At 65.5% G+C, this 21,685-nt stretch carries 22 protein-coding genes, 1 tRNA gene, 1 other RNA gene and 1 pseudogene; 15 read left to right on the top strand and 10 right to left on the bottom strand.

Annotated elements, in window-relative coordinates; all coding sequences use genetic code 11:
- Positions 1–449: 449 nt before the first annotated feature.
- Together OG504_RS28025 and OG504_RS28030 are read right to left on the bottom strand one after the other, a co-directional pair.
- The gene (locus OG504_RS28025; RefSeq protein ID WP_405992294.1) at positions 450–2,636 is read right to left on the bottom strand and encodes a tetratricopeptide repeat protein; all 2,187 of its coding nucleotides are present in this window, start codon (positions 2,634–2,636) and stop codon (positions 450–452) included.
- A 134-nt stretch (positions 2,637–2,770) separates the two neighbouring features.
- On the bottom strand, positions 2,771–3,247 hold the full coding sequence (locus tag OG504_RS28030; protein WP_405992295.1) for a hypothetical protein: 477 nt from the start codon (positions 3,245–3,247) through the stop codon (positions 2,771–2,773).
- Between the two features lie 341 nt (positions 3,248–3,588).
- Here OG504_RS28030 and OG504_RS28035 point away from each other — a divergent pair.
- Positions 3,589–4,856, top strand: a pseudogene (locus OG504_RS28035) (tyrosine-type recombinase/integrase).
- A gap of 298 nt (positions 4,857–5,154) precedes the next feature.
- On the opposite strand, the gene OG504_RS28040 reads toward OG504_RS28035, so the two are convergent.
- The 3 genes from OG504_RS28040 to OG504_RS28050 all read right to left on the bottom strand — a co-directional run bounded on the left by OG504_RS28040 (position 5,155) and on the right by OG504_RS28050 (position 8,509).
- A complete protein-coding gene (locus tag OG504_RS28040) occupies positions 5,155–5,664 on the bottom strand; it encodes a hypothetical protein (RefSeq protein WP_405992296.1) in 510 nt (169 codons plus the stop codon).
- A gap of 70 nt (positions 5,665–5,734) precedes the next feature.
- The gene (locus OG504_RS28045) at positions 5,735–6,979 is read right to left on the bottom strand and encodes an IS256 family transposase (RefSeq protein ID WP_405989060.1); all 1,245 of its coding nucleotides are present in this window, start codon (positions 6,977–6,979) and stop codon (positions 5,735–5,737) included.
- An 846-nt stretch (positions 6,980–7,825) separates the two neighbouring features.
- On the bottom strand, positions 7,826–8,509 hold the full coding sequence (locus OG504_RS28050) for a hypothetical protein (protein ID WP_405992297.1): 684 nt from the start codon (positions 8,507–8,509) through the stop codon (positions 7,826–7,828).
- A 484-nt stretch (positions 8,510–8,993) separates the two neighbouring features.
- On the opposite strand from OG504_RS28050, the gene OG504_RS28055 reads away from it, so the two are divergent.
- Positions 8,994–9,947, top strand: coding sequence for an AAA family ATPase (locus OG504_RS28055; protein ID WP_405992298.1), 954 nt, complete (start codon positions 8,994–8,996; stop codon positions 9,945–9,947).
- A 14-nt stretch (positions 9,948–9,961) separates the two neighbouring features.
- On the top strand, positions 9,962–12,370 hold the full coding sequence (locus tag OG504_RS28060) for a S8 family peptidase (RefSeq protein WP_405992299.1): 2,409 nt from the start codon (positions 9,962–9,964) through the stop codon (positions 12,368–12,370).
- Between the two features lie 270 nt (positions 12,371–12,640).
- On the opposite strand, the gene OG504_RS28065 is transcribed toward OG504_RS28060, so the two are convergent.
- From OG504_RS28065 to OG504_RS28075, 3 genes are read right to left on the bottom strand one after another with little or no spacing between them, the layout of a single operon-like run.
- Positions 12,641–13,039, bottom strand: a complete 399-nt coding sequence (locus OG504_RS28065) for a hypothetical protein (RefSeq protein ID WP_405992300.1) — start codon at positions 13,037–13,039, stop codon at positions 12,641–12,643.
- Complete coding sequence (locus tag OG504_RS28070) at positions 13,033–13,461, bottom strand: ATP-binding protein (RefSeq protein ID WP_329253099.1); 429 nt, start codon at positions 13,459–13,461, stop codon at positions 13,033–13,035. Before OG504_RS28070 ends, OG504_RS28065 begins: the two co-directional genes overlap by 7 nt.
- A 46-nt stretch (positions 13,462–13,507) precedes the next feature.
- A complete protein-coding gene (locus tag OG504_RS28075; protein WP_405996446.1) occupies positions 13,508–13,915 on the bottom strand; it encodes an NUDIX hydrolase in 408 nt (135 codons plus the stop codon).
- A 110-nt stretch (positions 13,916–14,025) separates the two neighbouring features.
- Here OG504_RS28075 and OG504_RS28080 point away from each other — a divergent pair, with 110 nt between their 5' ends.
- The 8 genes from OG504_RS28080 (at position 14,026) to OG504_RS28115 (ending at position 18,300) form a co-directional block, all read left to right on the top strand.
- Complete coding sequence (locus OG504_RS28080; RefSeq protein ID WP_362985588.1) at positions 14,026–14,814, top strand: GntR family transcriptional regulator; 789 nt, start codon at positions 14,026–14,028, stop codon at positions 14,812–14,814.
- 168 nt (positions 14,815–14,982) lie between these two features.
- A complete protein-coding gene (locus tag OG504_RS28085; protein WP_366494779.1) occupies positions 14,983–15,339 on the top strand; it encodes a hypothetical protein in 357 nt (118 codons plus the stop codon).
- Positions 15,339–16,721 carry an FtsK/SpoIIIE domain-containing protein gene (locus tag OG504_RS28090; RefSeq protein WP_405992301.1) on the top strand — a complete coding sequence of 461 codons (1,383 nt, stop codon included), beginning with the start codon at positions 15,339–15,341 and terminating at the stop codon, positions 16,719–16,721. The genes OG504_RS28085 and OG504_RS28090 overlap by 1 nt, the downstream gene beginning before the upstream one ends.
- Before the next feature lie 81 nt (positions 16,722–16,802).
- Positions 16,803–17,441 carry a DUF2637 domain-containing protein gene (locus OG504_RS28095; RefSeq protein ID WP_405992302.1) on the top strand — a complete coding sequence of 213 codons (639 nt, stop codon included), beginning with the start codon at positions 16,803–16,805 and terminating at the stop codon, positions 17,439–17,441.
- 3 nt (positions 17,442–17,444) lie between these two features.
- Positions 17,445–17,627, top strand: coding sequence for a hypothetical protein (locus tag OG504_RS28100; RefSeq protein WP_405992303.1), 183 nt, complete (start codon positions 17,445–17,447; stop codon positions 17,625–17,627).
- A 2-nt stretch (positions 17,628–17,629) separates the two neighbouring features.
- The gene (locus OG504_RS28105; RefSeq protein ID WP_405992304.1) at positions 17,630–17,821 is read left to right on the top strand and encodes a mobile element transfer protein; all 192 of its coding nucleotides are present in this window, start codon (positions 17,630–17,632) and stop codon (positions 17,819–17,821) included.
- A 16-nt stretch (positions 17,822–17,837) separates the two neighbouring features.
- Positions 17,838–18,032, top strand: a complete 195-nt coding sequence (locus OG504_RS28110; RefSeq protein ID WP_019075277.1) for a hypothetical protein — start codon at positions 17,838–17,840, stop codon at positions 18,030–18,032.
- A 25-nt stretch (positions 18,033–18,057) separates the two neighbouring features.
- Positions 18,058–18,300: a SpdD protein gene (locus OG504_RS28115; RefSeq protein WP_405996447.1), complete on the top strand. Its 243-nt coding sequence runs from the start codon at positions 18,058–18,060 to the stop codon at positions 18,298–18,300.
- Between the two features lie 144 nt (positions 18,301–18,444).
- On the opposite strand, the gene OG504_RS28120 is transcribed toward OG504_RS28115, so the two are convergent.
- Complete coding sequence (locus OG504_RS28120; protein ID WP_405992305.1) at positions 18,445–18,597, bottom strand: hypothetical protein; 153 nt, start codon at positions 18,595–18,597, stop codon at positions 18,445–18,447.
- On the opposite strand from OG504_RS28120, the gene OG504_RS28125 reads away from it, so the two are divergent.
- Genes OG504_RS28125 through OG504_RS28135 form a run of 3 tightly spaced genes read left to right on the top strand, consistent with a single transcriptional unit; the run spans position 18,523 to position 21,248 of the window.
- Positions 18,523–19,758 carry a replication initiator gene (locus tag OG504_RS28125; protein ID WP_405996448.1) on the top strand — a complete coding sequence of 412 codons (1,236 nt, stop codon included), beginning with the start codon at positions 18,523–18,525 and terminating at the stop codon, positions 19,756–19,758. The two genes, OG504_RS28120 and OG504_RS28125, sit on opposite strands and share 75 nt — an antisense overlap.
- Positions 19,751–19,984, top strand: a complete 234-nt coding sequence (locus OG504_RS28130; protein WP_019075273.1) for an excisionase family DNA-binding protein — start codon at positions 19,751–19,753, stop codon at positions 19,982–19,984. Before OG504_RS28125 ends, OG504_RS28130 begins: the two co-directional genes overlap by 8 nt.
- Before the next feature lie 10 nt (positions 19,985–19,994).
- Positions 19,995–21,248, top strand: coding sequence for a tyrosine-type recombinase/integrase (locus OG504_RS28135; protein ID WP_405992306.1), 1,254 nt, complete (start codon positions 19,995–19,997; stop codon positions 21,246–21,248).
- Positions 21,249–21,326: 78 nt separating this feature from the next.
- Here OG504_RS28135 and OG504_RS28140 read toward each other — a convergent pair.
- Positions 21,327–21,414, bottom strand: a tRNA-Ser gene (locus tag OG504_RS28140).
- 71 nt (positions 21,415–21,485) lie between these two features.
- Between OG504_RS28140 and ffs the strand changes: the two genes are divergently transcribed.
- Positions 21,486–21,584, top strand: an RNA gene (gene ffs / locus OG504_RS28145) — signal recognition particle sRNA small type.
- Positions 21,585–21,685 lie beyond the last annotated feature (101 nt).

The following is a 21,685-nucleotide window of genomic DNA, read 5'->3' on the forward strand; positions in this document are numbered from 1 at the left end:
AATGGAGGCCCTCCAAAGAGGTGACAGGGCTCGGTCACCGCAAGTGACGCTCCCACGCGGTCCGTGGTTGCAGCCCCTGATGGGGACTCGCAGGAACCTCGTGGTCTAGCTGGTGGGGCACCAGAAGCTCATCAGAGCCCTCACCAGCCGTAGCTGTCGACGCTCGCCCGCAACTGTCGTTGTATGCGGCAGGTCGATGAGGTAGAGAAACCTGTAACAGGACATTTCAGTACAGGATTTGGTGCTAGTGATGCCAGCGGGTCGTCGTCCGGAAGGATGCGCCTGCCGCGCAGGAGGAGCTGTGTCACAACGGTTTTCAAGAGCGTCGCGTCACCACCACCACTGGCGCCTCCTCTGACCTGCGTCTATGGCTCGATGTGGCAGATTCAGGAGAGTGCTGGCCCACGTATGGCCCAGAGAGCAGCCCCTGAGTCGTCTTGCAGTTCCTGTCAGTCGACCACGCGGGGCTGTTGAAGCTCACCGAGTTCGTGCCGGGTGGTGAGTGTGTCTGGGTGGGTGTCGCCGAGGCTGACGCGTCGGTGGGCGAGGATGGCCTCCAACTCGCTGCGGGCCTGGCCCAATTCGCCCCGATCCCAGAGGACCCGGGCAAGTTCGTGCCGGGTGGTGAGTGTGTCTGGGTGGGTGTCGCCGAGGCTGACGCGTCGGTGGGCGAGGATGGCCTCGAACTCGCTGCGGGCCTGCTCCGAATCGCCCTGACCATGCAGAACCCGGGCAAGGTTGTGCCGGGTGGCGAGGGTGTCTGGGTGGGTGTCGCCGAGGCTGACGCGTCGGTGGGCGAGGATGGCCTCGAACTCGCTGCGGGCCTGCTCCGAATCGCCCTGACCATGCAGAACCCGGGCAAGGTTGTGCCGGGTGGTGAGGGTGCTTGGGTGGGTGTCGCCGAGGCTGACACGCCAGTGGGCGAGGACGGCCTCCAACTCGCTGCGGGCCTGGCCCAACTCGCCCCGATCCCGGAGAACCCGGGCAAGTTCGTGCCGGGTGGCAAGGGTGCTTGGGTGGGTGTCGCCGAGGCTGACACGCCAGTGGGCGAGGATGGCCTCGAACTCGCTGCGGGCCTGCTCCGACTCGCCCTGATCATGCAAAACCCGGGCAAGTTCGTGCCGGACAGTGAGGGTGCTTGGGTGGGTGTCGCCGAGGCTGACGCGCTCGTGGGCGAGGATGGCCTCGAACTCGCTGCGGGCCTGCTCCAACTCCCCCTGCTCATGCAGAACCGAGGCGAGATTGTGCCGGGTGGTGAGGGTGTCCGGGTGAGTGTCGCCGAGGCTGACGCGTACGTGGGCGAGGACGGCCTCGAACTCGCTGCGGGCCTGGTCGAACAGGCCCCTGACCAGCAGGTATCGGGCAGCGAGATCGGCCGCGCGCCCGGCGCTATGGACTGTCTGATTGGGTAATTCGGTGGCCGTGGCTCGATGGAAGAGGTCCAGGGCATGGGGTTGCAGGAGCCGCCAGTGATCCCAGTAGTCCGGTTCCTCAGGGATCCCTGTGTCGCCTGCGAACGCTGCGCTGTGCAGTGCAGTAACGGCTGTACGGAGTGCGGCTTGGTCGAGGCTTGCGTCGCGGACCAGCGGGTGGACGCGCAGCGTGGGCAATGCATCGGAGCCCGTGGCGGTTGAGAGGTCGACCAGGCCGAGGCCGGCCAGGGCTGTGAGCAGTCTCCACATGTCAGGCCCGTCGAGATGTGCCAGCTCCCCGGCGGAGGTCAGCGTTTCTGGTGTCAGGAGCAGGGTGTACGGCAATGGCGCGTCGGCGAATGTGGCGATCAGTCGCAGCAGGGGCCGGGCGAGGGGCAGGCCGCGTTGGTCCAGCAGCTTCACGGACATGGCCCAGGTCTGCGCGATGACGTTGCCTTGGTCCACGTGTTCAAGGCCACGGTCCAGTGCTGCCTGGTAGGAACGGAAGTCCACGGGCGTGCCTGGCTCGCGGTAGGCGGCCGGCACGGTGTTGGCGTCGGCGAGGTAGGTGCCGGCGAGGCGCAGGGCCAGGGGGAGCCCTCCCAGGCGTCGGGCCAGGCGTCGGGCATCATCCGGGGGGCCTGCCATGGTGCCCGCGTGGTCGTGCAGAATCTGTGCGGCGTCCGCGTCGTCGTCGCCGATCAGGGGGTGCACCGGATGCAGCGTGCAGGCGCTGCCCCAGGTGTGTGGGGTGCTGTCGCGGGTGGTGACCAGGACGCTCCCAGCACCGTTGGTGGGGAGCCGGATCCAGCCGGTTCCCTCGCTCAGCTTTCCGGCACCGTCCAGCAGCGCCGGCTCGTCCGCGTTGTCCACCACTAGCAGCCAGGGACGCTCGTACCGTGCCAGATACCGCCACAGCACGTCCGCCGCGTCTCCAGCCCGCAACTGCTCGTCGGGTGCGCCGGCCTGCCGGGCCACTGCCCGCAGTCCGGCCTCAAGCGTGGTGGACTGGCGTGCGTCGATCCACCACACCTGCTGTGCGCGGCCCAGCCGCCGGTGAACGAGTTCCAGGGCGATCGAGGTCTTTCCGGAACCGCCCATTCCGCACAGAACCTGCATCCGCGGGCTTCCCGGAACGGACAGCGCCGACTCCAGCTGCTCGATCAGTGCGTCGCGGCCCCGCAGGGGGCGCTGTGGATCGTGCAGGGCCAGCGGCGGTGCCACCGTGACGGCGGCGGGTTCGGGAGCGGACCGGGAATCACCGAAGTAGACGTTGCGGGCTCTGAAGTCACGCGCGGCGAGTGATCCGTTGCTGGCCTGTACGCCCGGTGCCGGGGCGTCTGGTTTGCCGGGTTCGGTCAGGACCGGTCCGTACCCGGCTGCTGAGGGTTTCCCAGCCGCACCCCATCACGGATGTTGGCCACACCCGCCGCGAAGGAACCCCCCTCCGCCGTCACCGACAGGTCACCGCCCACGGCCAGCCCGTAGGCACCGGCCACCGCGCCGCCCGCCGCCCGCGCGGCCTCTTGGACCGCGGCGACCGCCTCATCCAGATCCCGCGCGAAACCGGCGTCCTGCTCCACAGCCCGGGAGACAGCGGCCTCGACACGCTGACGAGTCAGAGCACTCGGCTCCTCCTGGCCGGCCGCTGCCTCCGCCTCCAACCGCTCCAGCTCCGAGTCATCGCCCAGCCGCCGGGCCACAACGCCGTGCACGCGATCCATCGCCCCGTCGAGAGCCAGATCCACTTCGGCATCGGCCCGTCCCGCCACCCGGCGGGCCTTGCGTACCGCCCACGCGAACACGTAGCCGATCGCGATCTCAACACCCGTCATACCGCCCCCTGTTGCTCGTACCGAGCGTAGCGGGACGGTCACCACCGCGGGCATCAATCCATCAACCGCTTGTAGCGTGGCCAATGCCTAGTCTCGCGCCGCACTTCGCGAACCATCCACGCCTGGACCCAGCAGCCTTCTGATCCGTAGGTGGGGTGCACCCCCTGGACGCACCCACCTGAGTGCTGCCACGACGGTTTTCAAGAGCGTCGCGGAGTCAGTTCCGATACCACCCCTGAGCTGCGCAGCAGCGCCCCTGGAGCGTCACCATTGAGGCCCTGGCCCACAGATGGCCCACAAGGCGTCAGGAACCGTCTCCAGGGCCTCCCTCGACCGGCGGTCTGGCGTCCCGAGAGATCAGGGCAACAGCCACAGCTACGACAGCGGCGGCCGTACCTAGGGGCGCGGCCAACCTAGGAACAAAGACGGCCAAGCGGACACGCCTGACGGCGCGACAACCTTCAAGGCGCTCTGCGAGCGCACCGGACACTCCGTCCCCCGCACCCGCACGACCCGGAGCGAGTCAGCCCGGCAAGCCGTGGACGGTTGAGAAGTGGCTTCAGCCACTGGGTTGAGAACATCGCCAAGCCGACCGTCAGCGAGAACACGTACGACGGCTACGAGGTCGCCGTTCGCGTCCACTTGGTGCCCGGTATCGGCAGGCACCGCCCTGACCGCTTGCAGCCCGAGCACTTGGAGAGCCTGTATCGCCGGATGCAGGCGAACGGGGCGCGCAAGGCGGGTACGGCTCACCAGGCGCTCCGCACCGCCCTACCGCCCTACCGCGCTGGGGGAGGCCGTACGGCGCGGCTGCGCGGCGAAGAACGCTGCCGCGCTGGCGAAGCCGCCACGGATGGAAGAGGATGAATCCGAGGTTGAGCCCTACTCCGTGGACGAAGTGCAGTGCCTGCTGCTCGAAGCCAACAGGCGCCGGAACAGCGCCTGTTGGATGCTGGCACTGGCGCTCGGACTGCGACAGGGCGAGACGCTCGGACTGCGCTGGTCTGACGTCGACCTGGACAACGAGCACCTGAAGCTGCGTCGGAACCGCCTGCGCCCCCGGTACGAGCACGGGTGCCCGGAGGCCTCGCCGTGCGGCCGGAAGGCGGGGTACTGCCCTGTCAAGGTGCAGGTTCGGCGCGAGACCAAGAACGCCAAGTCCCGGGCCGGCCGCCGTGCCGTGCCCCTACCTGGCCCGCTGGTCGCGATGCTCCGTGCACATGCCGAGACGCAAGCGCGCGAGCGCAAGGCGGCCGGCGACCTGTGGACCGAGTCGGACTACGTGTTCACCAAGCTGCTCGGTGGCCCGCTCAGCCCGAACACGGACTACCACGACTGGAAGCGGCTGTTGGAGGACGCGGGGGTCCGGGACGGCCGACTGCACGACGCCCGGCACACGGCCGCCACCGTGCTCATGCTGCTCGGTGTCCCGGCTCGGGTCATCGACCAGATCATGGGTTGGGAACCGGGAACCTCCGACAGCATGAGGGCGCGGTACCTGCACGTGCCCGACGCGATGCTGAAAGACGTCGCCCGGAAGATTGCCGAAGCCATCTGGGGGCCACCGGAAACAGCCGCTGTGGACAAAAACCAGGACAACGGGGCCTGAGGACAACGTCGAAGGGCCCCACCTCACGGTGGGGCCCTTCGACGTATTGCCCGGTGAGAGCAATGGCGGAGGATACGAGATTCGAACTCGTGAGGGGTTGCCCCCAACACGCTTTCCAACTGTGGTGGTGGGGTGTGTAGGTGCGTGCAGGGGCGTTCACCTGGGTTCATGGGCGGCCCGCTCGTAGGCTGCACCCGATTCCTGGTCTCGTCTGAACGGCCGTGAACGTGGCTGAATGAGACGGAAACTGAGACGGGCGGCCATCACGTGCTCCCTGGTCACGGACCTGGGAGCGGCTTCACGCTGACTGCGCTCGCCTCGGTTCCACATGGCGGCATCTTCCCCGCTGGGTGTAGCCGCCGGGCACGTCGACGCTGACGGAACTCCAGAAGGGCTGGGCTTCTCGAAAATGTCCGCCGCCCGTGTGCCACTGGAGGCCTGGGTAGACCTGGCGCAGGGAGCGGAGGGCGGCTGAGGCGAGGCCGCAGCGTTTATAGCCTTCGTAGGAGTGAGGTGCTTCCACCCAGCCGATCTTGCACAGATCGCAGACCACGTACTCGACCTCGAAAGCCAGGTCGGATCTGACGTAGGCCGCACGGATACGCCAGCCTGTTCGCTCGTAGTAGCCGGCGGGCCGGTCGACCCAGGGTTCCGGTGGGGTGGCGGTCCGGTCGAAGTGGTACGACGCGGGGTCCATCCATCGGCGAAGCCGGTCCCGCCAGGTCGGCTTGTCGGGCCACTCCCGTACCCAGTACACGTGGTCAGCGCGGCGCGCCACAGCGTGTGTTGCCGCCTCTCTGTCCGCCATGCGCTTTCCTCCCCGGCTCTGGAGTTGCCCTCGGCCATGGTCGGGGGTCATGTCCCGCGGGGTGGTGTAGTCACGGCAGCTGTTTCGGTTCCGGTTGTGTGGTGATCTGCGGTTCGGGTTCGGTTGGCTTGGTGGTGAGGAGTTCGGCCATGGAGGCTTCGGAGAGGTAGCGGCGGTCGAAGACCTGCCATTCGTCGTGGAGTTCGGCCAGCACTGCGGCGGCGAGCCGGTCCAGGGCGGCGGGGTTGGGGAAGACCTGGACGACGTCGGCCCGCCGTTTGATCTCCCGGTTCAGCCGCTCCAGCGGGTTGGTCGACCAGATCTTCTTCCAGTGCGCCGACGGGAAGTCGGCGAACGCGGTGATGTCGGTTGCGGCGTCCAGCAGCATCGTCTTGACCCTTGGGAACTGCCGTCCGAGCATGTCGGCGACCACGTTCAGCTGGGTGCGCACCTGCTCGCCGGTGGTCTGCGCGAAGATCGTGCGGATGGTGGCGGCGACCATCTCTCCGGAACCCCTCTCGATCACCGAGAACACGTCCCGGACGAAGTGAACCCGGCAGCGTTGCCAGGCCGCGCCGAGGAAAACGGTGCGGATCGCGGCCACCAGACCACTGTGGCTGTCGGAGATGACCAGCTGGACGTTGTCCAGGCCTCGGGCCCGAAGCGAGCGCAGGAACTTCGTCCAGAACGGCTTCGACTCGCTGTCGCCGACCATCAGGCCGAGGATCTCGCGGTGCCCGGTGGCGGAAATGCCGGTCGCGATGACCACGGCCTGCGAGGCGATCCGGTGATTCACCCTCGCCTTGCAGTAGGTGGCATCCAAGAAGACGTAGGGGAAGACGGTGTGATCCAGTGGCCGTTCCTTGAACGCGGTCAGTTCCTCGTCCAGTTCGCCGCAGATCCGCGAGACCTCGGACTTGGAGATCCCGCTGTCCGCACCCAGTGCTTTGACCAGGTCATCGACCGAGCGGGTCGAGACCCCGTGCACGTATGCCTCCATCACCACGGCGAACAACGCCCGGTCGATCCGCCGCCGGCGTTCCAGCAGAGACGGGAAGAACGACCCGCTCCGCACCTTCGGGATCTTCAGATCCAGGTCACCGGCCTGCGTGGTCAGCAGCCTCTCCCGGTGTCCGTTGCGCCAGGTCGTGCGCGTCTCGGTGTGCTCACGCGGCGCGGCACCGATCACATCGGTGGCCTCGGCCTCGATCAGCTCCTGCAGGATGCGCTCGCACACCACCCTGATTGCTTCAACTCCCTCGGCCCGACGTAGTGACTCCAGCAGCCGCATCAGCTCAGACTGGGACAAGGCCATCGCGTGCTCCTCCGGTTGAACCGCCCGTTCACCAGGGAGACTTGCGCGATGGCCTGCCCTTGTTCAGGGAGCATGCACCGCCAGCGGATGCACGCCCCGGGCAGACACCCGCGCGTTCCGGGACCGTGCCCGACTACACCACCTCATGGGACGCGATCTGGTCGGGTGCGTGGGAGGCTGCTGTACAGCACACCGCGTGACTGCACTGCGGCGCCCTCAGCTTGGGAAGCTCGGGTCTTCTAGGGGTCGATGGCTGTCCTAGCCTGCGGCGGGGCGGTGTACGAGCCTTTCCGGATCCGCAGTCGGGTCCCCGCTGTTCCCCGTGAGGCCCCGCAGTATCTGGCATGCGAATGGCACGACTCCTGCCCTCTCACCTCAGCGGACTTTGATCGGTTGCGGGGCCTTGGATGTCTGTTCCTCAGCCGACGAACGTCAGCCACATCGTCGGGTGCGCCGACCGATCAGGCGCGCGTGTGCCAGGGCAACCACCATCGATCCTCAGCCACGCTGTCCGGCGACGTCCGTCGCTAGCTGCGCCGGCGGAAGTCCTGTGGTGAGGCCTTGGGCGATGACTTCTTCGTCCCGAAGCAACTTGGGTCAGGCCCCTGCCTTGGCCTAGAGCGTTCCTCCCCTGTGATGACGGTCTGCTGGAATCCAGCTTCGCCTGCCGTTGTTCATCGGCGTTGTCACACGATTAGACACTCAAGTTTTGGGACTCAATCGATCCGGAGCCTGCGTACGGGGCAGGTTCGCCCGAAGGCGTCATTAAGAGTATGCGCAGGAAATTTCGCCGCTGCCTGCCCATAGACATGTGCCGGTGAGTTCAGCTATATCATTCCTGTGTTGCTACTTGCACTCTTCCTGCGCCGTAACTGACTGGATCGATGCAGAAGGAATCTTGTTCACTACGCCACGTTTGTTGACGATTATGAATTTCCCCTTGGAGATCTTGACACTGCCACAGTACGTGACGCCTTCTGTGTCAGTTACGGAGATGACAGGCTTTCCTTTTTCTTCTTGTGGAGCGTAAGCCAGCACCGCGATCGAGGCCAAGTAGAAAGGAATGATAAGGAGGGCGATTCTCCTACTTCGTGTCAAGTGCTTATTGGCTACCTTGGCGCCTACAACGGTGGCCTGCCTGAACCTGTCACCGGTTGGGAGGACGCGAACTGCCTGTCCTTGCGCGGCCATAGCGGCGAATACAACACTAGCCAAAGCCGCGAAGAGAGAAAGGGCAGACAGAACCCCGACCGCAATTTTGCTAGTCATACCTTGTAGCGAGTTGAGATCACTTGGGCCACGAATGACTGTCAAGGCCGTTAGGAGACCTGTAATGACCAGAATGGTGGCTCCCCACCGTTCGGCCGTTGCTTGAATGGCATTTAGACTGTTGAAGCGTGCTTCCGTAGCACGCCGGTCCCATTCAACGTCTTCAGTGGTTACCGGAACGTCAACGAACTCCAGGGTCAGCTGACTGCTGGCAACTTGCGAAAGATCGTCTTCCTTTTTACTTCTCCTCAAAATCCCCATCGTCAGCGCCTAATCGTAATGAATGCCTTGGCTCCGCATCCCGATTCGACATCAGCGGGACGCCCTGGATGGTCTTCGGCGCAGGTGCATCGCACCAGATGCTTGGCCGGTTTATCGGTGAGGCCCCTAGCTGACTGACCGGATACCGCCCGGCCGGGGGTTATCAGCTGCGGAGAAGTGATGAACACGAAGGTGAAATTGTGGCTACAATCGGGACACTGGCCATTGATGATGAAACCTCCATCAATGTCCTCTCGCGAAAAACTGTTTAGCGCTCTCCCGAAATTCGCGCTCGTACGCTCCGAGTAAGAGACTGCGCCGCCTGCCAACTTTCAGCCCCCGAAAGTTAAGTTTACAAATTCTTCATTACGTGATTCCGCATACTTGTCGCGCGCGTGGGGTATCATACACGGTGTAGACGAGCGTCCCGCGCCGACGGCCAAATCCGCGCAGGGCCGACCGCAACAGGAGCATCTGACAACGCGTGGGTGAGGATGCGGTGATCCAGGATACCTTGATGGGCTTTAGCAACGGCACACAACAGAACGAACCCACTAGAGGCGGGGGTCTAGCTCAAGCGATCGAACGGCACGCGGAAACAGTGCGAAGCCACAAGCGTCCCCTAACGGGTGGCGTCACGTCGTTGCCGTTGAGTGATGACGGCATGCCGCTGTTGTCCCTTAATGACAGCCGGGTCAGTCTATCTGAAATGGTGCTATCCAAGGAAAATCGGGATATTCTCCTTGAGCTGATTCATGAGCACCGAATGCGGGACTTACTGGCTGCACATGGACTGCGGCCAAGGCGCCGTCTACTCCTCGCAGGTCCGAGCGGGACGGGCAAGACTCAGACGGCTGAAGCTCTGGCTTATGAGCTTGGGATTCCTATCGCTCGCGTTCGGCTCGCAGCCGTAGTCTCTTCGTACCTAGGGCAGACTGCTCGCCATATTGAGAAAATCCTTGAGTTTGCAAAACGCGGCACTTTGGTGCTGAGTTTTGATGAGATTGACATGCTGGCGAGCGATCGAAATGGGTCAGATAATGGCGAAATTCGTCGCGTCGTTACTGTGATTCTTCAGGAGCTCGAAACATACTCATCAGATAACCTGGTAGTTGCTACCACGAACCATGGGGACCTGCTTGATGCTGCCCTGTGGCGGAGGTTCGATGAGATCCTGACATATAAGCATCCAACGCAAGAGCAAATTTATCAGCTACTCAAGCTGAAATTGCGGCGAGCTAAGCACTTGAAGGTTAATCGAGAGCAAGCTGCTAAGACTCTTCATGGCCTCAGCCATGCGCAAATCGAGTCAGTGTGCCTAGACGCTCTGCGTCGAAACATCCTTTCCGGCGAGGAGTACTTGACCACTGGAGATATTGTGGAATGTGCTAACTCCCGCAAAAAGAGGCTGAGGGAAGCAGGTCAAACCGAGAAATGATGCCGTTACCGGGTATGGAACCCATCCGTCTGGATCACGTTCAGTTTGAGCGCATCGATTACACAGGCGGTCGACGAAAAATCTCACGACCCGTGGGTGACGGGCCCCGCTATGGCGATTCCGAGGGGCATGCAGCTGACCTCAAATCATTTGCCGAGCTAGTTATCGCCGATGTGGAAGAACGCTCCGCTGTCCTAGGTATTGATCCGAAGCTAATTCTGGTCGTCGAGACCGGCCCTCCTGTGGCAGTAGACGACGAGAAAGGCTGGGCAAATTCCGGTCTTAGGATTGTAGATTCCAGTGTGCAAAAGAAAGTTGTAGCGTTCGGCAGCGATCCGCAATTGAGTGAATTCCTCAAGCGTCTAGAGGCATACAGAAAAGGACCCGAAGGTAAGCAGAAGCACCCGCCTTATCTAGCCTTTTTCGATGGTATCGACACTGTTCGACCATACGGACCTCAGGATCGTATGGGAGGGCTTCTTGATGTGGCTCTCAGTAGTCCATCGAATGATGTGCTAGTCGTCGATGTCGAGGTCTGGTACCCCAGTGATGCTTCACTGGTTAAGGAGTGGTTGAAGCAGATTAAGGCCGGCGTGACAGGCCGAGGTGGCGAGGTAGTAGATGAGTACCTCGGCCCGGCGGCCGGTATCTGCCTCGTCCGTGTTAAGGCTTCACGCGATGTAGTTGAGCAGCTTTTGCATGTTGACCTGGTGGCACGTATTGAGGTGGTTCCCGGAGGGGCCCCTCGGAATACTGCGCTGAGTCAGTACTCGAATGAAGAGATCGGTGCACTTCCGACGCCTTCATCAGACGCGCCGCTAGTGGGTTTGATCGATAGCGGCGTGGCAACCGAGCACCCTTTTCTCCGAGGCTGTGTGGCCGGGGCGGTTGTCCTGAGTGATTGGCTCCCCGACGGAGCGGATCGTACAGGGCATGGTACTGCAATTGCGTCACTTATCATTAGAGGGCAGATCGAGGCCCAGCTAACCGATGGAGAATGGGAGGATCCGCCTTGCCGTCTTTTGTCGGTTCGCGTGCTCGACGAGCAGAATGAACTCCCCATGCATCGGCTTGTTGAGAATGAAATCGAAGAGGCGATTCGTTTTCTAGCTAGCGAAGGCGTGCGCGTAATCAATTTGAGCCTGGGGGATCTTGGTGCAAATTTCGATGGCGGCAAGGCGCCGATTCTCGCTGGCATGCTGGATCAATTGGCGCGCGAACTGAACGTTGTCTTTACGGTCCCAACCGGAACGGCATTTCCAGCCGACTACATAGAGGAGTATAATGAAGATTTTGGTCGCATTTATGCGCGCGCCTTGGTGGAATCTGATCTAACACGCATAATTGATCCTGCCCCCGCTGCTATCGCGTTGACCGTGGGTAGTGTAGTGCCGCCGCCTAGGGTGATGCCTCTAGGGATGCGTGGCATGGGCGAGGCTGGATGGCCTTCACCGTTCTCGCGCGTAGGCGAGGGAGTGGCTGGCGCTGTCAAACCCGAGTTGGCTGCCGTTGGCGGCACAATGGTGCAAGAGATCGGCTCCTGGGATCTGAGGCTTGCAGACGAGGCCAAGGTCTTGGTCGCGGATGGCCGTCCCGATGCCACGGGTGTCGTAACGCATGATCTCGGTACCAGCTTTGCCGCTCCGCTTGTGGCCCGTATGGCTGGAGCGCTCCACGGGGCCTACCCAAACGCATCGGCGAACTTGCTTCGCGCGCTGATCTTGCAGTCGACGCAAGATGCCCCTGACTTTCTAGACGGCTATGTGGATTTGAAAAAGGCCGAGCGGGAAAGACTCCAAAGGAGAGCAACCGGTTTCGGAATTCCTGTCATGCTTAATAGCGCGACAAGTGATGAGCGAAACACGGTCCTTTATGCAGAGGATGACATTGAGGTTGACGATGTCCATCTGTTCGCACTCCCAATTCCGGTCGCGTTTTTTGAGCGTAGACGCTTTCCTCGGGGAGTGACGATCGCTTTGTGCTACGACCCGCCAGTCCGGGTGCGGAGATATGACTACCTTGGAAGTCGTATGGCTTTCGAAGTGGTTCGCGGGATATCTGCGGATGCTGCGCTTAAACTATTTCTTGATGACACGGCGGCGGGTCACATCAATGCCGCTGTTTCTCCTCTTTCTGAGATGAGTCCAGTCAATAGAATTGGGTTCAGCCCGAGTAAGACGGCCCGATCTCGCGGAGCGAATCAGCTAGGCAGATACGTATGGAAGCAATCCTTGTCGAGATTGTCCGGAAAGGATGACGAGTTTCTGTTGGCGATTCAAAACACCAGGCGATGGGTAGCTCCGAAGAGCAAGCAACGCTATGCACTTACTGTTCGTTTTTGGGTCGATGATCGACTGCCTCCGATCTATAACGAAATCCGTAGCCGCGTACCTCGACTCCGCGCTCGCGAGCGTCTGAGGTGAGCTGGAAGACTCGCACTGGTACCACATAGGTCGGTGGAGCGGCTGGCGCTGCTTTGGCGTGAGTGTTTATGGCTCCGTACAGCCGTGGAGCCGATCGCCCGAGCTACGACGTACTCCTACTCTGGCGTCAGGCGGCTGATTGCTGTGCGCGCGGTCCGGGCGCCGGCCGGGCTGGAGCGGGGCGGAGACAGGAGCGCAGGCCCGGCCGGGGGTCGGGTCGCGCGCGGGGAGCGGAGCGAGCCGCCTTGAACCAGTAGAGAAAGTTGTAACTCAGTCGGTCGTTCGGGGCGTGTGGGGCTTGAAGTCGTATGCGCATGTGGGGAGTTCTGCGGTCTGACGGTGCGCCAGCGGTAGGAAGGTGACTGGGCTTACGGTCCAGGTGATGAGTGTGCGGGCGTGGGTGACAGACACCGTCCAGGGCACACGGCGTAGCAGGGCTCTGCGGGTGTTGATGCGGTGGTCGTAGAGCCGTTCCCATGCCTCCTCGGAGGTGTCCGTGTCGAGTGCCGGTGAGATGGTGCGCAGGATCTCGGAGACCCAGTTGTTCGCCTCGACCTCTGTGCGCGCGTCGTAGGAGCCGAAGAGCGTCGGCGGCCGGCCGTCCTCCAAATGTCGGGTCCAGCACTCGCACCAGAAGCCTGGGCTGATCGCCGTGCTCTTGCTCAGCATGGGTGACCGCCTCGACGTACGTCCGTGAAGAGTTCCGCGGTGACCGTGTGACCGCCGTCGCTGTCGTGGACCACGACCCGGTGCGCAATCGCGCTGACCATGCCCAGCCCCCGGCCGTGCTCCGCCTCCTGGTCCCGGTGCTCGACCTTCGGAGCCGTCCCGGCGCCCCCGCCATCCGTCACCGACAGCGCAACCACCTGCGAGGACACCGCAAGCGCCAGGTGGAAGCTGCCAGCCTCTCGCCCGCTCGCGGTGTGGAGGATCGCGTTCGCGCTCAGCTCGCTCACGATCAGTTCCGCGTCCTCGGCCAACGGCGAACCGCGCAGGATGTCGCGGGTCCAGCGGCGGGCCCGGCTGACCTCTTCCGGGAAACCTGGGCAAGTGAGTCCCCAGACCCGCGCAGTGCTCGTATACTCGTGCATACAAGTTCCTTCGTGCTGGTAGGCCGCCATGTGCAGCGGGTTCGGGCTAGACGAGTTTCACGCCGTCGTGGGCGCGGATGGCCGGCGGAGACGTCGCGTCGAGTGCGTCGAAGACGCGGATCGCGTATGCCTCGTCGGCGAGTTCGGATACTTCTTCGCGGGTGGCCCAGCGCAGTGCGCGGGTCTCGTCCCCGGTGGTGGGTGTGCCGTCGGCGGCCTGGCAGCGGAAGACCAGGGAGACGATCAGCCCCGTCATGTTCTTGTAGACGCCGGTGAGGGTCGCGGGGAGTGCGATCTTGATGCCGGTTTCTTCGAGGACTTCGCGCTGAAGGGCCTCGGGGAGGGTTTCGTCTCGCTCGACGACGCCACCCGGAGGTTCCCACTTGCCGTTGTCCCGGCGCTTGATCAGGAGGGCGCGGCCGTGGTCGTCGACGATGACTCCGGCGACGCTCACGGAGTGCGGACGGTCAGTGCTCACGTTCCTCGGCCCTCCCGGCTGGCTAGGCTCTCCACCGTAGCAACAACACTCGCCCACTCGTCTAGATACCTAAAGGAGTACTCAACGTGAGCCCTCTCCGTTCCGGCTTGCTCGGCGATCTCGACCCCACGAGTGATCGTGCGGTCTTCCGGCAGATCGCCGACCAGCTGCGCGAGGCCATCGACCGTGGACGGTTCAAGGAGGGCGAAAAGCTGCCCTCGGAGGCTGACCTGGTCGAGCACTACGGGGTTTCCCGGATGACCGTCCGCAACTCCTTCTCCGTCCTCCAGGGCGAGGGCCTGGTGCATGCCGAGCACGGCAAGGGCGTCTTTGTCCGTCCCCGTCCGCCCGTACGGCGCCTCGCCTCCGACCGGTTCGCCCGACGCCACCGTGAGCAGGGCAAGTCCGCGTTCATCGTCGAGGCCGACGCCGCCGGCAGTCACCCTCAGGTCGACAGCCTGGAGGTCAAGGAGGAGAAGGCCAGCCAGGACATCTCCACCCGGCTCGGTTCCGTACGGCGTGTGCTCGCCCGCCGGCGCCGGTATCTGCTGGACGGGAAGCCGGTCGAGTTCGCGACCTCCTACCTCCCGCTCGACATCGCGCGCGGTACGCAGATCGCCGAACCCAACCCGGGCCCCGGCGGCATCTACGCCCGCCTTGAAGAACTGGGCCACCACCTCGACCACTTCGAGGAGGAGATCCGCGCCCGGATGCCCTCGCCCACCGAGGTCAAGACGCTCCGGCTGGCCTCCGGCGTGCCCGTGATCCACCTCGTCCGTACCGCGTATGACACCGAGGGGCGGGCGGTGGAGGTCTGCGACACGGTCATGGCGGCGGACGCGTACGTGCTGTCGTACCAGCTCCCGGCGACCTGATCGCATGACTGGCGGTGGTGCGCGGGGGACACTCCCCGAACTCGTACACCCCAACGTGCATACTCGTATAGACGAGTGGGCAAGTTGTGTGGCAGGGTGGTCCGCACGAACCCGGAGATCGGGTTCGCGGATCGCTACATGTATAGACGAGTAGATAGGGAAACTTCCTTGCGTACCATCCGTGTTGAGACCGCTGCCGCGACGATCCTGCTGACCGAGGCCCCGGAGCCGAAGGTCCGCGACCGTCAGACCGGCGAGATCGCCAAGGACGCCGTGAGTGGCGAGGCGCTGATGACGCTCGGCGTCGTCTACATCGAGGAGGGCGAGTCGTCCCTGATCAAGGTCACCGTCCCCGAGGGCGGTGTCTCCGAGGGGCTCGCGCTCGGAGCTCCGGTCTCGCTCCCGGGACTCGTCGCTCGCCCCTGGGAAAGCGTGTTCAACGGGCAGCAGCGCCACGGCATCGCCTTCCGCGCCGCTGCCGTCACTCCGGCCGCGTTCCCGGCCGTCGCCGAGGTCGCCGCCTGATGACCGACCTGACGACGCTCCTGGAGGTGGGTGGTCCCCTCGCCGCACTCGGTGGCGGGGCCGCCTACACCCGGGCCAAGCACCCGGCCGCGTACTGGTCCACGATCGGCCTGCCGATATCGACAACCCGCCTGCTCAGCTCGTACGGCTCGGTCATGGAGGCCTGCGGCCTGACCGTCACCCCGTCCCGGCTGCGCATCCTCGCCGTCAAAGCCACCACCCGCCGCGAAGTCCGGCCCGTACCGCCCCGCCGGGGCATCATCCGACCCACCACGACCGGCCTGCGGATACGTCTGCGGCTCGCCCCGGGCCAGGAACCCGCCGACGTCGCCGCCTCCGCCGAACGACTGCGCCACGCCTGGGGAGTTCACGCCGTCTACGTCACCACCCTCAAGCCCGGCGTCGTCGAACTCCGGCTCGTCGGCTACGACGTACTGCGCCGGGTCCGCATGCCGCGTACCCGCAAGCTCCCGTCCGGCCTCCTCAAAGTGCCGGTGGCCCTGCGGGAGGATGCCACCCCGTTCGTACGGGACTACCGCACCGTCCCGCACCAACTCACCCTCGGTGCAACGCTGTCGGGCAAGTCCATGTACCTGCGTCACCTGGTCGCCGGGCTCGCCCGTCAGCCGGTCGCCCTGGTCGGCATCGACTGCAAGCGGGGCGTGGAACTGTCCCCGTTCGCGTCCCGCCTCTCGGCGCTGGCCACCGACCCGGACCAGGCGGCCGACCTGCTGCCTGCGCTCATCGACGAGATGGAGGACCGCTACGACCTGATCAAGTCCCGGCAGGGCGTCGCCCCCAACACCCCCGACGAGGAGATCACTTCAGACATCTGGGGCCTGCCGGAGCGCGAACGCCCGGTCCCGATCGTGCTGTTCGTCGACGAGGTGGCCGAACTCTTCCTCGTCGCCACCCGCAAGGACGAGGAACGCCGCGACGAGATGGTCACCCAGCTCATCCGTCTCGCCCAACTCGGCCGCGCCGCCGGCATTTACCTCGAAGTCTGCGGCCAGCGCTTCGGCGCCGAACTCGGCAAGGGCGCCACCATGCTTCGTGCCCAGCTCACCGGCCGCGTCTGCCACCGCGTCAACGATGAAGCCTCCGCCAAGATGGCGCTCGGAGACATCGCCCCCGAAGCCGTGGGTGCCGCCTGCGCGATCGCTCCCGAACGCCCCGGCCTGGCCGTCGCGGGCGACACCTCCGGTGGCTGGTCCCGCATCCGCACCCCCTACCTGTCCCTCGGCGACGCCGTCGAGATCTGCCGCGACTCCGCGCACCTGGTGCCCGACCTGCCCGCGCTCAAGCGCTTCCAGCCGTACGCGCCCGCGCAACCGGTCAAGGCCCCGGGCCCCAACGTCCAGCCGCGCCCGGCAACCAACTGACCTTCACCCAGCCCGGTTTGGCGTGACCGCCTCGCGCCACGTCCCTACCCCTCCATGCCCGAACCCGGAAGGAGCCGCATCATGCGCGCCCAACTGGCCCGCGTCGACGCGGTACTCGTCCAAGCCCTCATCGCCGCTGCCCTCTCCTTCGCCCACCTGCACGACATCGCCTCGGCGGCCGGACAGGACGGGTGGAAGGCGTGGGCCTACCCCATCAGCGTCGACCTGCTGCTCGTCGCCGCCTGGCGCCGACTGCGTACCGGCGACGCGAAGGCCTCCGGCTGGTGCTGGTTCGTCATCGCACTGACCGCGTCCCTCGGCGCGAACGTCGCCACCGCCGGCCTGCTCGACCTCGGCGACGTCCCCGCCTGGCTGCGCATCCTCGTCGCGGGCTGGCCCGCCGTCGCCTTCCTCGGCGGAACCCTCCTCGCCCACACCACAACGCCCCTAGCACCCACCGACATTGAGGCCGTCGATGTCCAGGAGGAGGCACCCGAACCCTCGCCTCAGACGCCCGTGCAACCGGCCATTGAGGCACCACCCGAGCGCCCTGCCGTGCCGGTCCCGGCCGCTCTGATCGAGCACGCACGCAAGGTCGCCGCCGAGCACCACACCCGCACCGGAACCCCGATCGACACCCCGACCCTCCGCGCCCGCCTCGGCGTCCCCGCGCCCATGGCCGAAGCCATCGCTGCCCACCTCACACCGACAGGAAGTTGACCCGTGCCCCTCACCTTCAACACCGCCGCCGACTACCTCGACGCGGCCCGCGAGATGGCCCGCAGCAACCGATGGGCCCTTGCCCGGCTCCTCGCCGAGGAAGCCGCCGGCCGGACCTCGGACCCTGCCCAAGCTGCCCGCATCCTCGCCGAATTCCCGGCCCCGAACCGCCGAGAGGAGGGCTGACGATGCCCGCCAACCGCTGTTTCCGCAACGTCATCCGCATCGGCCCCGTCCAGGTCGCCACGTCCTACGACGACCGGGGCCAGGAGAAGCACACCGCCGCCTGCACTGCCCCGCGCTGCGGTGCCTCGCACGACTACGACAGCCGCGCCGCTGCCGAACTGGCGGCCCACACCCACCGCTGCCCCGTCCGCTGAAAGGGAGTTCCACCCCGTGACCGTCAGCCTGCCGCTCGTCGTCGTCCTCGGCTTCTTCGCCTGGGGAGCGGTCAAGTTCCTCGGCGTCCGTACCTGGATCGTCGTGCTGATCGCTCTGTTCGGCTTCTGGCTCTCGCACACCTTCCTCGCCCCCGCCATCGAGTCCGGCACGCGCTCCGGCGTGGGTGTCGTAAACGGCTCACATGACTAGACGAGTAGATGAGAAAGGGTTCGCCGTGCTCCTGCCCAAGTACCCCGACAACCCGACCCCGCCGCCCGTACACACCCACACCCCGGCCGACCCGACGCCTGTACGGCGCTCGCTCCCGCCGCTCGCCATCGACCGCAACACGGTCGTCGCCCTGGTCGTCGGCGGAGTCGTCCTCACCGCGCTCCTGGCCGCCGTCGCCGTAACGGCCATCTCCGTGGCCATCGCCGCCGTGGTCCTGCGCTCGATGCTCCGCGACCACCGCCGCTGAACGACTCCCGGCCTCGATCCCTGACCTCCGGGGCGGCGGCACACGACCAAGCATTTCGCCGCCCCGGGGCCCGTCTCTCCTGACCGAGCCAGCCAGAAGGAGCAAGCCATCTTCACCCGCCCCACCCCGGCCCCACTCCCCGAACTAACGAACCTGGCCGCGCAAGGCACCCTCCCGGGTATCCTCCGCCAACTCTCCGGCCTCGGCGGCTGCGCCCACCCCATCCGCCTCGACGGCCACCGCACCGAATACGACGTCGACACCACAACCGGCGAGATCGGCGGCATCCTCCACCACCTCAACTCCTCGACCCTCCCGGCCGGCCAACTCCTCGTCCGCTGCAACAACCGCCGCACCACCCGCTGCCCAGCCTGCTCCGAGGTCTACCGCCGCGACACCTTCCACCTGATCACCGCAGGATTGCGCGGCGGCAAGGGCACCCCCGAACACGTCGCCACCCACCCCCGCGTCTTCGCCACCTTCACAGCCCCCGGCTTCGGCCCCGTCCACAACCGCCGCACCGACGGCCGCCCCTGCCGCTGCGGCCTCCACCACACCCAGGACGACGACGTGCTCGGCACACCCCATGACCCGGACACCTACGACTACGAAGCCGCCGTCCTCTGGAACGCCCACGCCGGTCCCCTCTGGCGCCGCTTCTCCACCTACCTGCGCCGAGAAGTCGCCAAGCGAGCAGGCCTCTCCCAACGACGGTTCCGCGACCACGCACGCGTGTCCTTCGCCAAGGTCGCCGAGTACCAGAAGCGCGGCGCCGTCCACTTCCACGCCGTCATCCGCATCGACGGCCCCACCGGCGGCGACACCCCACCCCCGCCCTGGGCCACCGCCGACCTGCTCACCGACGCCATCCGCACCGCAACCGCCAAGGTCCGCGTCGACGGCCCGACCATCGACGACCGCCCCCACACCTTCACCTTCGGCCGCCAACTCGACGTCCGCACCATCCGATCCGCCGACTTCAACGACGGCCAGGAACTCACCGAACGAGCCGTCGCCGCCTACATCGCCAAGTACGCCACCAAGGGCGCCGAAACCGCGACCGGCGGCGCTCTCGACCGCCCGCTCAAGTTCGCCGCCGAACTCGCCCAACTCGACATCAGCGACCACGCCCGCCGCCTCATCCGCACCGCCTGGACCCTCGGCGCCCGCAAGAGCCTGGAACACCTCCGCCTGCGCGCCTGGGCCCACATGCTCGGCTTCCGCGGCCACTTCTCCACCAAATCCCGCCGCTACTCCACCACCCTCGGCGCCCTCCGCAACGCCCGAGCCGAATGGCGCCGAGCACAAGCCGCACCCGCCAACGGCCCCACCACCAACACCACGTACGTACTCGCGCACTGGGTCTTCGCCGGAACCGGCCTCTCCTCTACCGAAGCCTGGCTCGCCGAATCCCTCGAACCTGCCCCCGGCACGGAAGGAGAGCCCACCCGTGGCTGAGCCGCGAGCCCTGACCGCTGTCCCGGAACTGGCCGACCCGTCCTTGGTCCTGCTGACCGTCGAAGAGGCGGCACGGCGACTCCGTATCGGCCGTACGACGTGCTTCAAGCTCGTGCTCGCGGGCGAGATCGAATCGGTCACGGTCGGTCGACTCCGCCGAGTTCCGGCTGAGGCGCTGCCCGCCTACGTCACCCAACTCCGCCGCCGTCCCGCCGTAGCGGCCTGAAGGGGGAGATATGGCAGAGACGAAACGCACCCGCCAGCCCAACGGCGCCTCGTCCATCTACCTCGGCAAGGACGGCAAATGGCACGGCCGCGTGACGGTCGGCGTCCGCGATGACGGCAAGCCTGACCGCCGCCACGTGGAGCGGAAGACGAAGGCCGAAGTGACCAAGGCTGTCCGCGAGTTGGAACGGGCCCGCGATGACAAGAAGCTCCGGAAGCCGGGCAAGGGCTGGACCGTCCAGGTCTGGCTTGAGCACTGGGTCGAGAACATCGCCAAGCCGTACGTCTCCGAGAACACGTACGCCGGATACGAAGTGGACGTACGCGTGCACCTGGTCCCGGGCCTCGGCGCCCACCGGCTCGATCGGCTGGAGCCCGAGCACCTGGAGCGCTTCTACCAAAAGATGCAGAGCAACGGCAGCGCGGCCGGCACCGCCCACCACGTGCACCGCACAGTCCGTACCGCCCTCAGTGAGGCAGTACGGCGCGGACACGTGCCCACCAACGCAGCCGAGATCGCCAAGGCTCCGCGACTCGAAGAGGAGGACATCGAGCCGTTCACGATCGAGGAGGTTCAGAGCCTGCTCGTCGAAGCGGCCAAGCTCCGCAACAGCGCACGTTGGGTCGTCGCCCTGGCGCTCGGCCTCCGGCAGGGTGAGGCGCTCGGCCTGCACTGGGAAGACGTCGACCTCGCCTCGGGATACGTCCGTATTCGTAAGAACCGACTCCGCCCCAAGTACGCGCATGGCTGCGGCGCTGCCAACCCGTGTGGCCGGAAGGCTGGTTACTGCCCCAAGCGGGAGCAGACCCGGCGCGAGCACAAGTCCACCAAGTCACGCGCGGGCCGACGCACCATCGGCCTGCCCGACCCGCTGATCAAGATTCTTCGCCAGCACCAGGAAGCCCAGGAGCGGGAGCGCATCGCGGCCGGTACCGACTGGGAGGGCAAGGGGTACGTCTTCGCCTCGCCGATCGGCGGCCCTCTCAGTCCCAACACCGACTTCCACACCTGGAAGCGGCTTCTCCGGGACGCGGGCGTACGGAACGGCCGTCTTCACGACGCTCGTCACACCGCCGCGACCGTGCTCCTTATCCTCGGCGTACCCGACGTCGTGATCGACTCGATCATGGGTTGGGAGCCCGGGGGAGCGGCCCGGATGCGCGCTCGGTACATGCACGTGACGGGGACCATGCTTCGCAAAGTCGCCCAGCAAGTTGGCGACGCCCTTTGGGAGCTCCCGAAAACGGACTCAGAGACAAACTGAGACGGAAACTGAGACGGACACGACGAAGGGCCCCACCGCGAACGGTGGGGCCCTTCGACATCGTGCCCGGTGAGGCACTGGCGGAGGATACGAGATTCGAACTCGTGAGGGGTTGCCCCCAACACGCTTTCCAAGCGTGCGCCCTAGGCCACTAGGCGAATCCTCCGCGGCAAACAATACAAGACGTTGAGGAGTGCTCGCGAACTCGTTCCCCCCGCTCAGATCCTGTAGCCTGTGCGGAGCCCCTCACGCGGCGCTATCTGACTGAACTCCCCCAGGGCCGGAAGGCAGCAAGGGTAGGTTGGCTCTGGCGGGTGCGTGGGGGGCGCTTGCGTTCCCGACCGATCCTCACCGTTCCCGGCCGTCCCCGGCGCGGGAGCGCCTCCGTGGATCTTGTCGGCGGCCCCCGTTGTCAGTGGGCGCCTATAACCTCGTAC

Origin of the sequence: Streptomyces sp. NBC_00986 (assembly GCF_045162565.1) — a bacterium.
Taxonomy (GTDB): domain Bacteria; phylum Actinomycetota; class Actinomycetes; order Streptomycetales; family Streptomycetaceae; genus Streptomyces.

Excerpts from the sequence above, each read along its gene's own strand:
- OG504_RS28030 (WP_405992295.1), bottom strand. The coding sequence starts at position 3,247 with ATGACGGGTGTTGAGATCGCGATCGGCTACGTGTTCGCGTGGGCGGTA.
- OG504_RS28040 (WP_405992296.1), bottom strand. The coding sequence starts at position 5,664 with ATGGCGGACAGAGAGGCGGCAACACACGCTGTGGCGCGCCGCGCTGAC.
- OG504_RS28045 (WP_405989060.1), bottom strand. The coding sequence starts at position 6,979 with ATGGCCTTGTCCCAGTCTGAGCTGATGCGGCTGCTGGAGTCACTACGT.
- OG504_RS28050 (WP_405992297.1), bottom strand. The coding sequence starts at position 8,509 with ATGGGGATTTTGAGGAGAAGTAAAAAGGAAGACGATCTTTCGCAAGTT.
- OG504_RS28060 (WP_405992299.1), top strand. The coding sequence starts at position 9,962 with ATGGAACCCATCCGTCTGGATCACGTTCAGTTTGAGCGCATCGATTAC.
- OG504_RS28065 (WP_405992300.1), bottom strand. The coding sequence starts at position 13,039 with ATGCTGAGCAAGAGCACGGCGATCAGCCCAGGCTTCTGGTGCGAGTGC.
- OG504_RS28070 (WP_329253099.1), bottom strand. The coding sequence starts at position 13,461 with ATGCACGAGTATACGAGCACTGCGCGGGTCTGGGGACTCACTTGCCCA.
- OG504_RS28090 (WP_405992301.1), top strand. The coding sequence starts at position 15,339 with ATGACCGACCTGACGACGCTCCTGGAGGTGGGTGGTCCCCTCGCCGCA.
- OG504_RS28095 (WP_405992302.1), top strand. The coding sequence starts at position 16,803 with ATGCGCGCCCAACTGGCCCGCGTCGACGCGGTACTCGTCCAAGCCCTC.
- OG504_RS28105 (WP_405992304.1), top strand. The coding sequence starts at position 17,630 with ATGCCCGCCAACCGCTGTTTCCGCAACGTCATCCGCATCGGCCCCGTC.
- OG504_RS28135 (WP_405992306.1), top strand. The coding sequence starts at position 19,995 with ATGGCAGAGACGAAACGCACCCGCCAGCCCAACGGCGCCTCGTCCATC.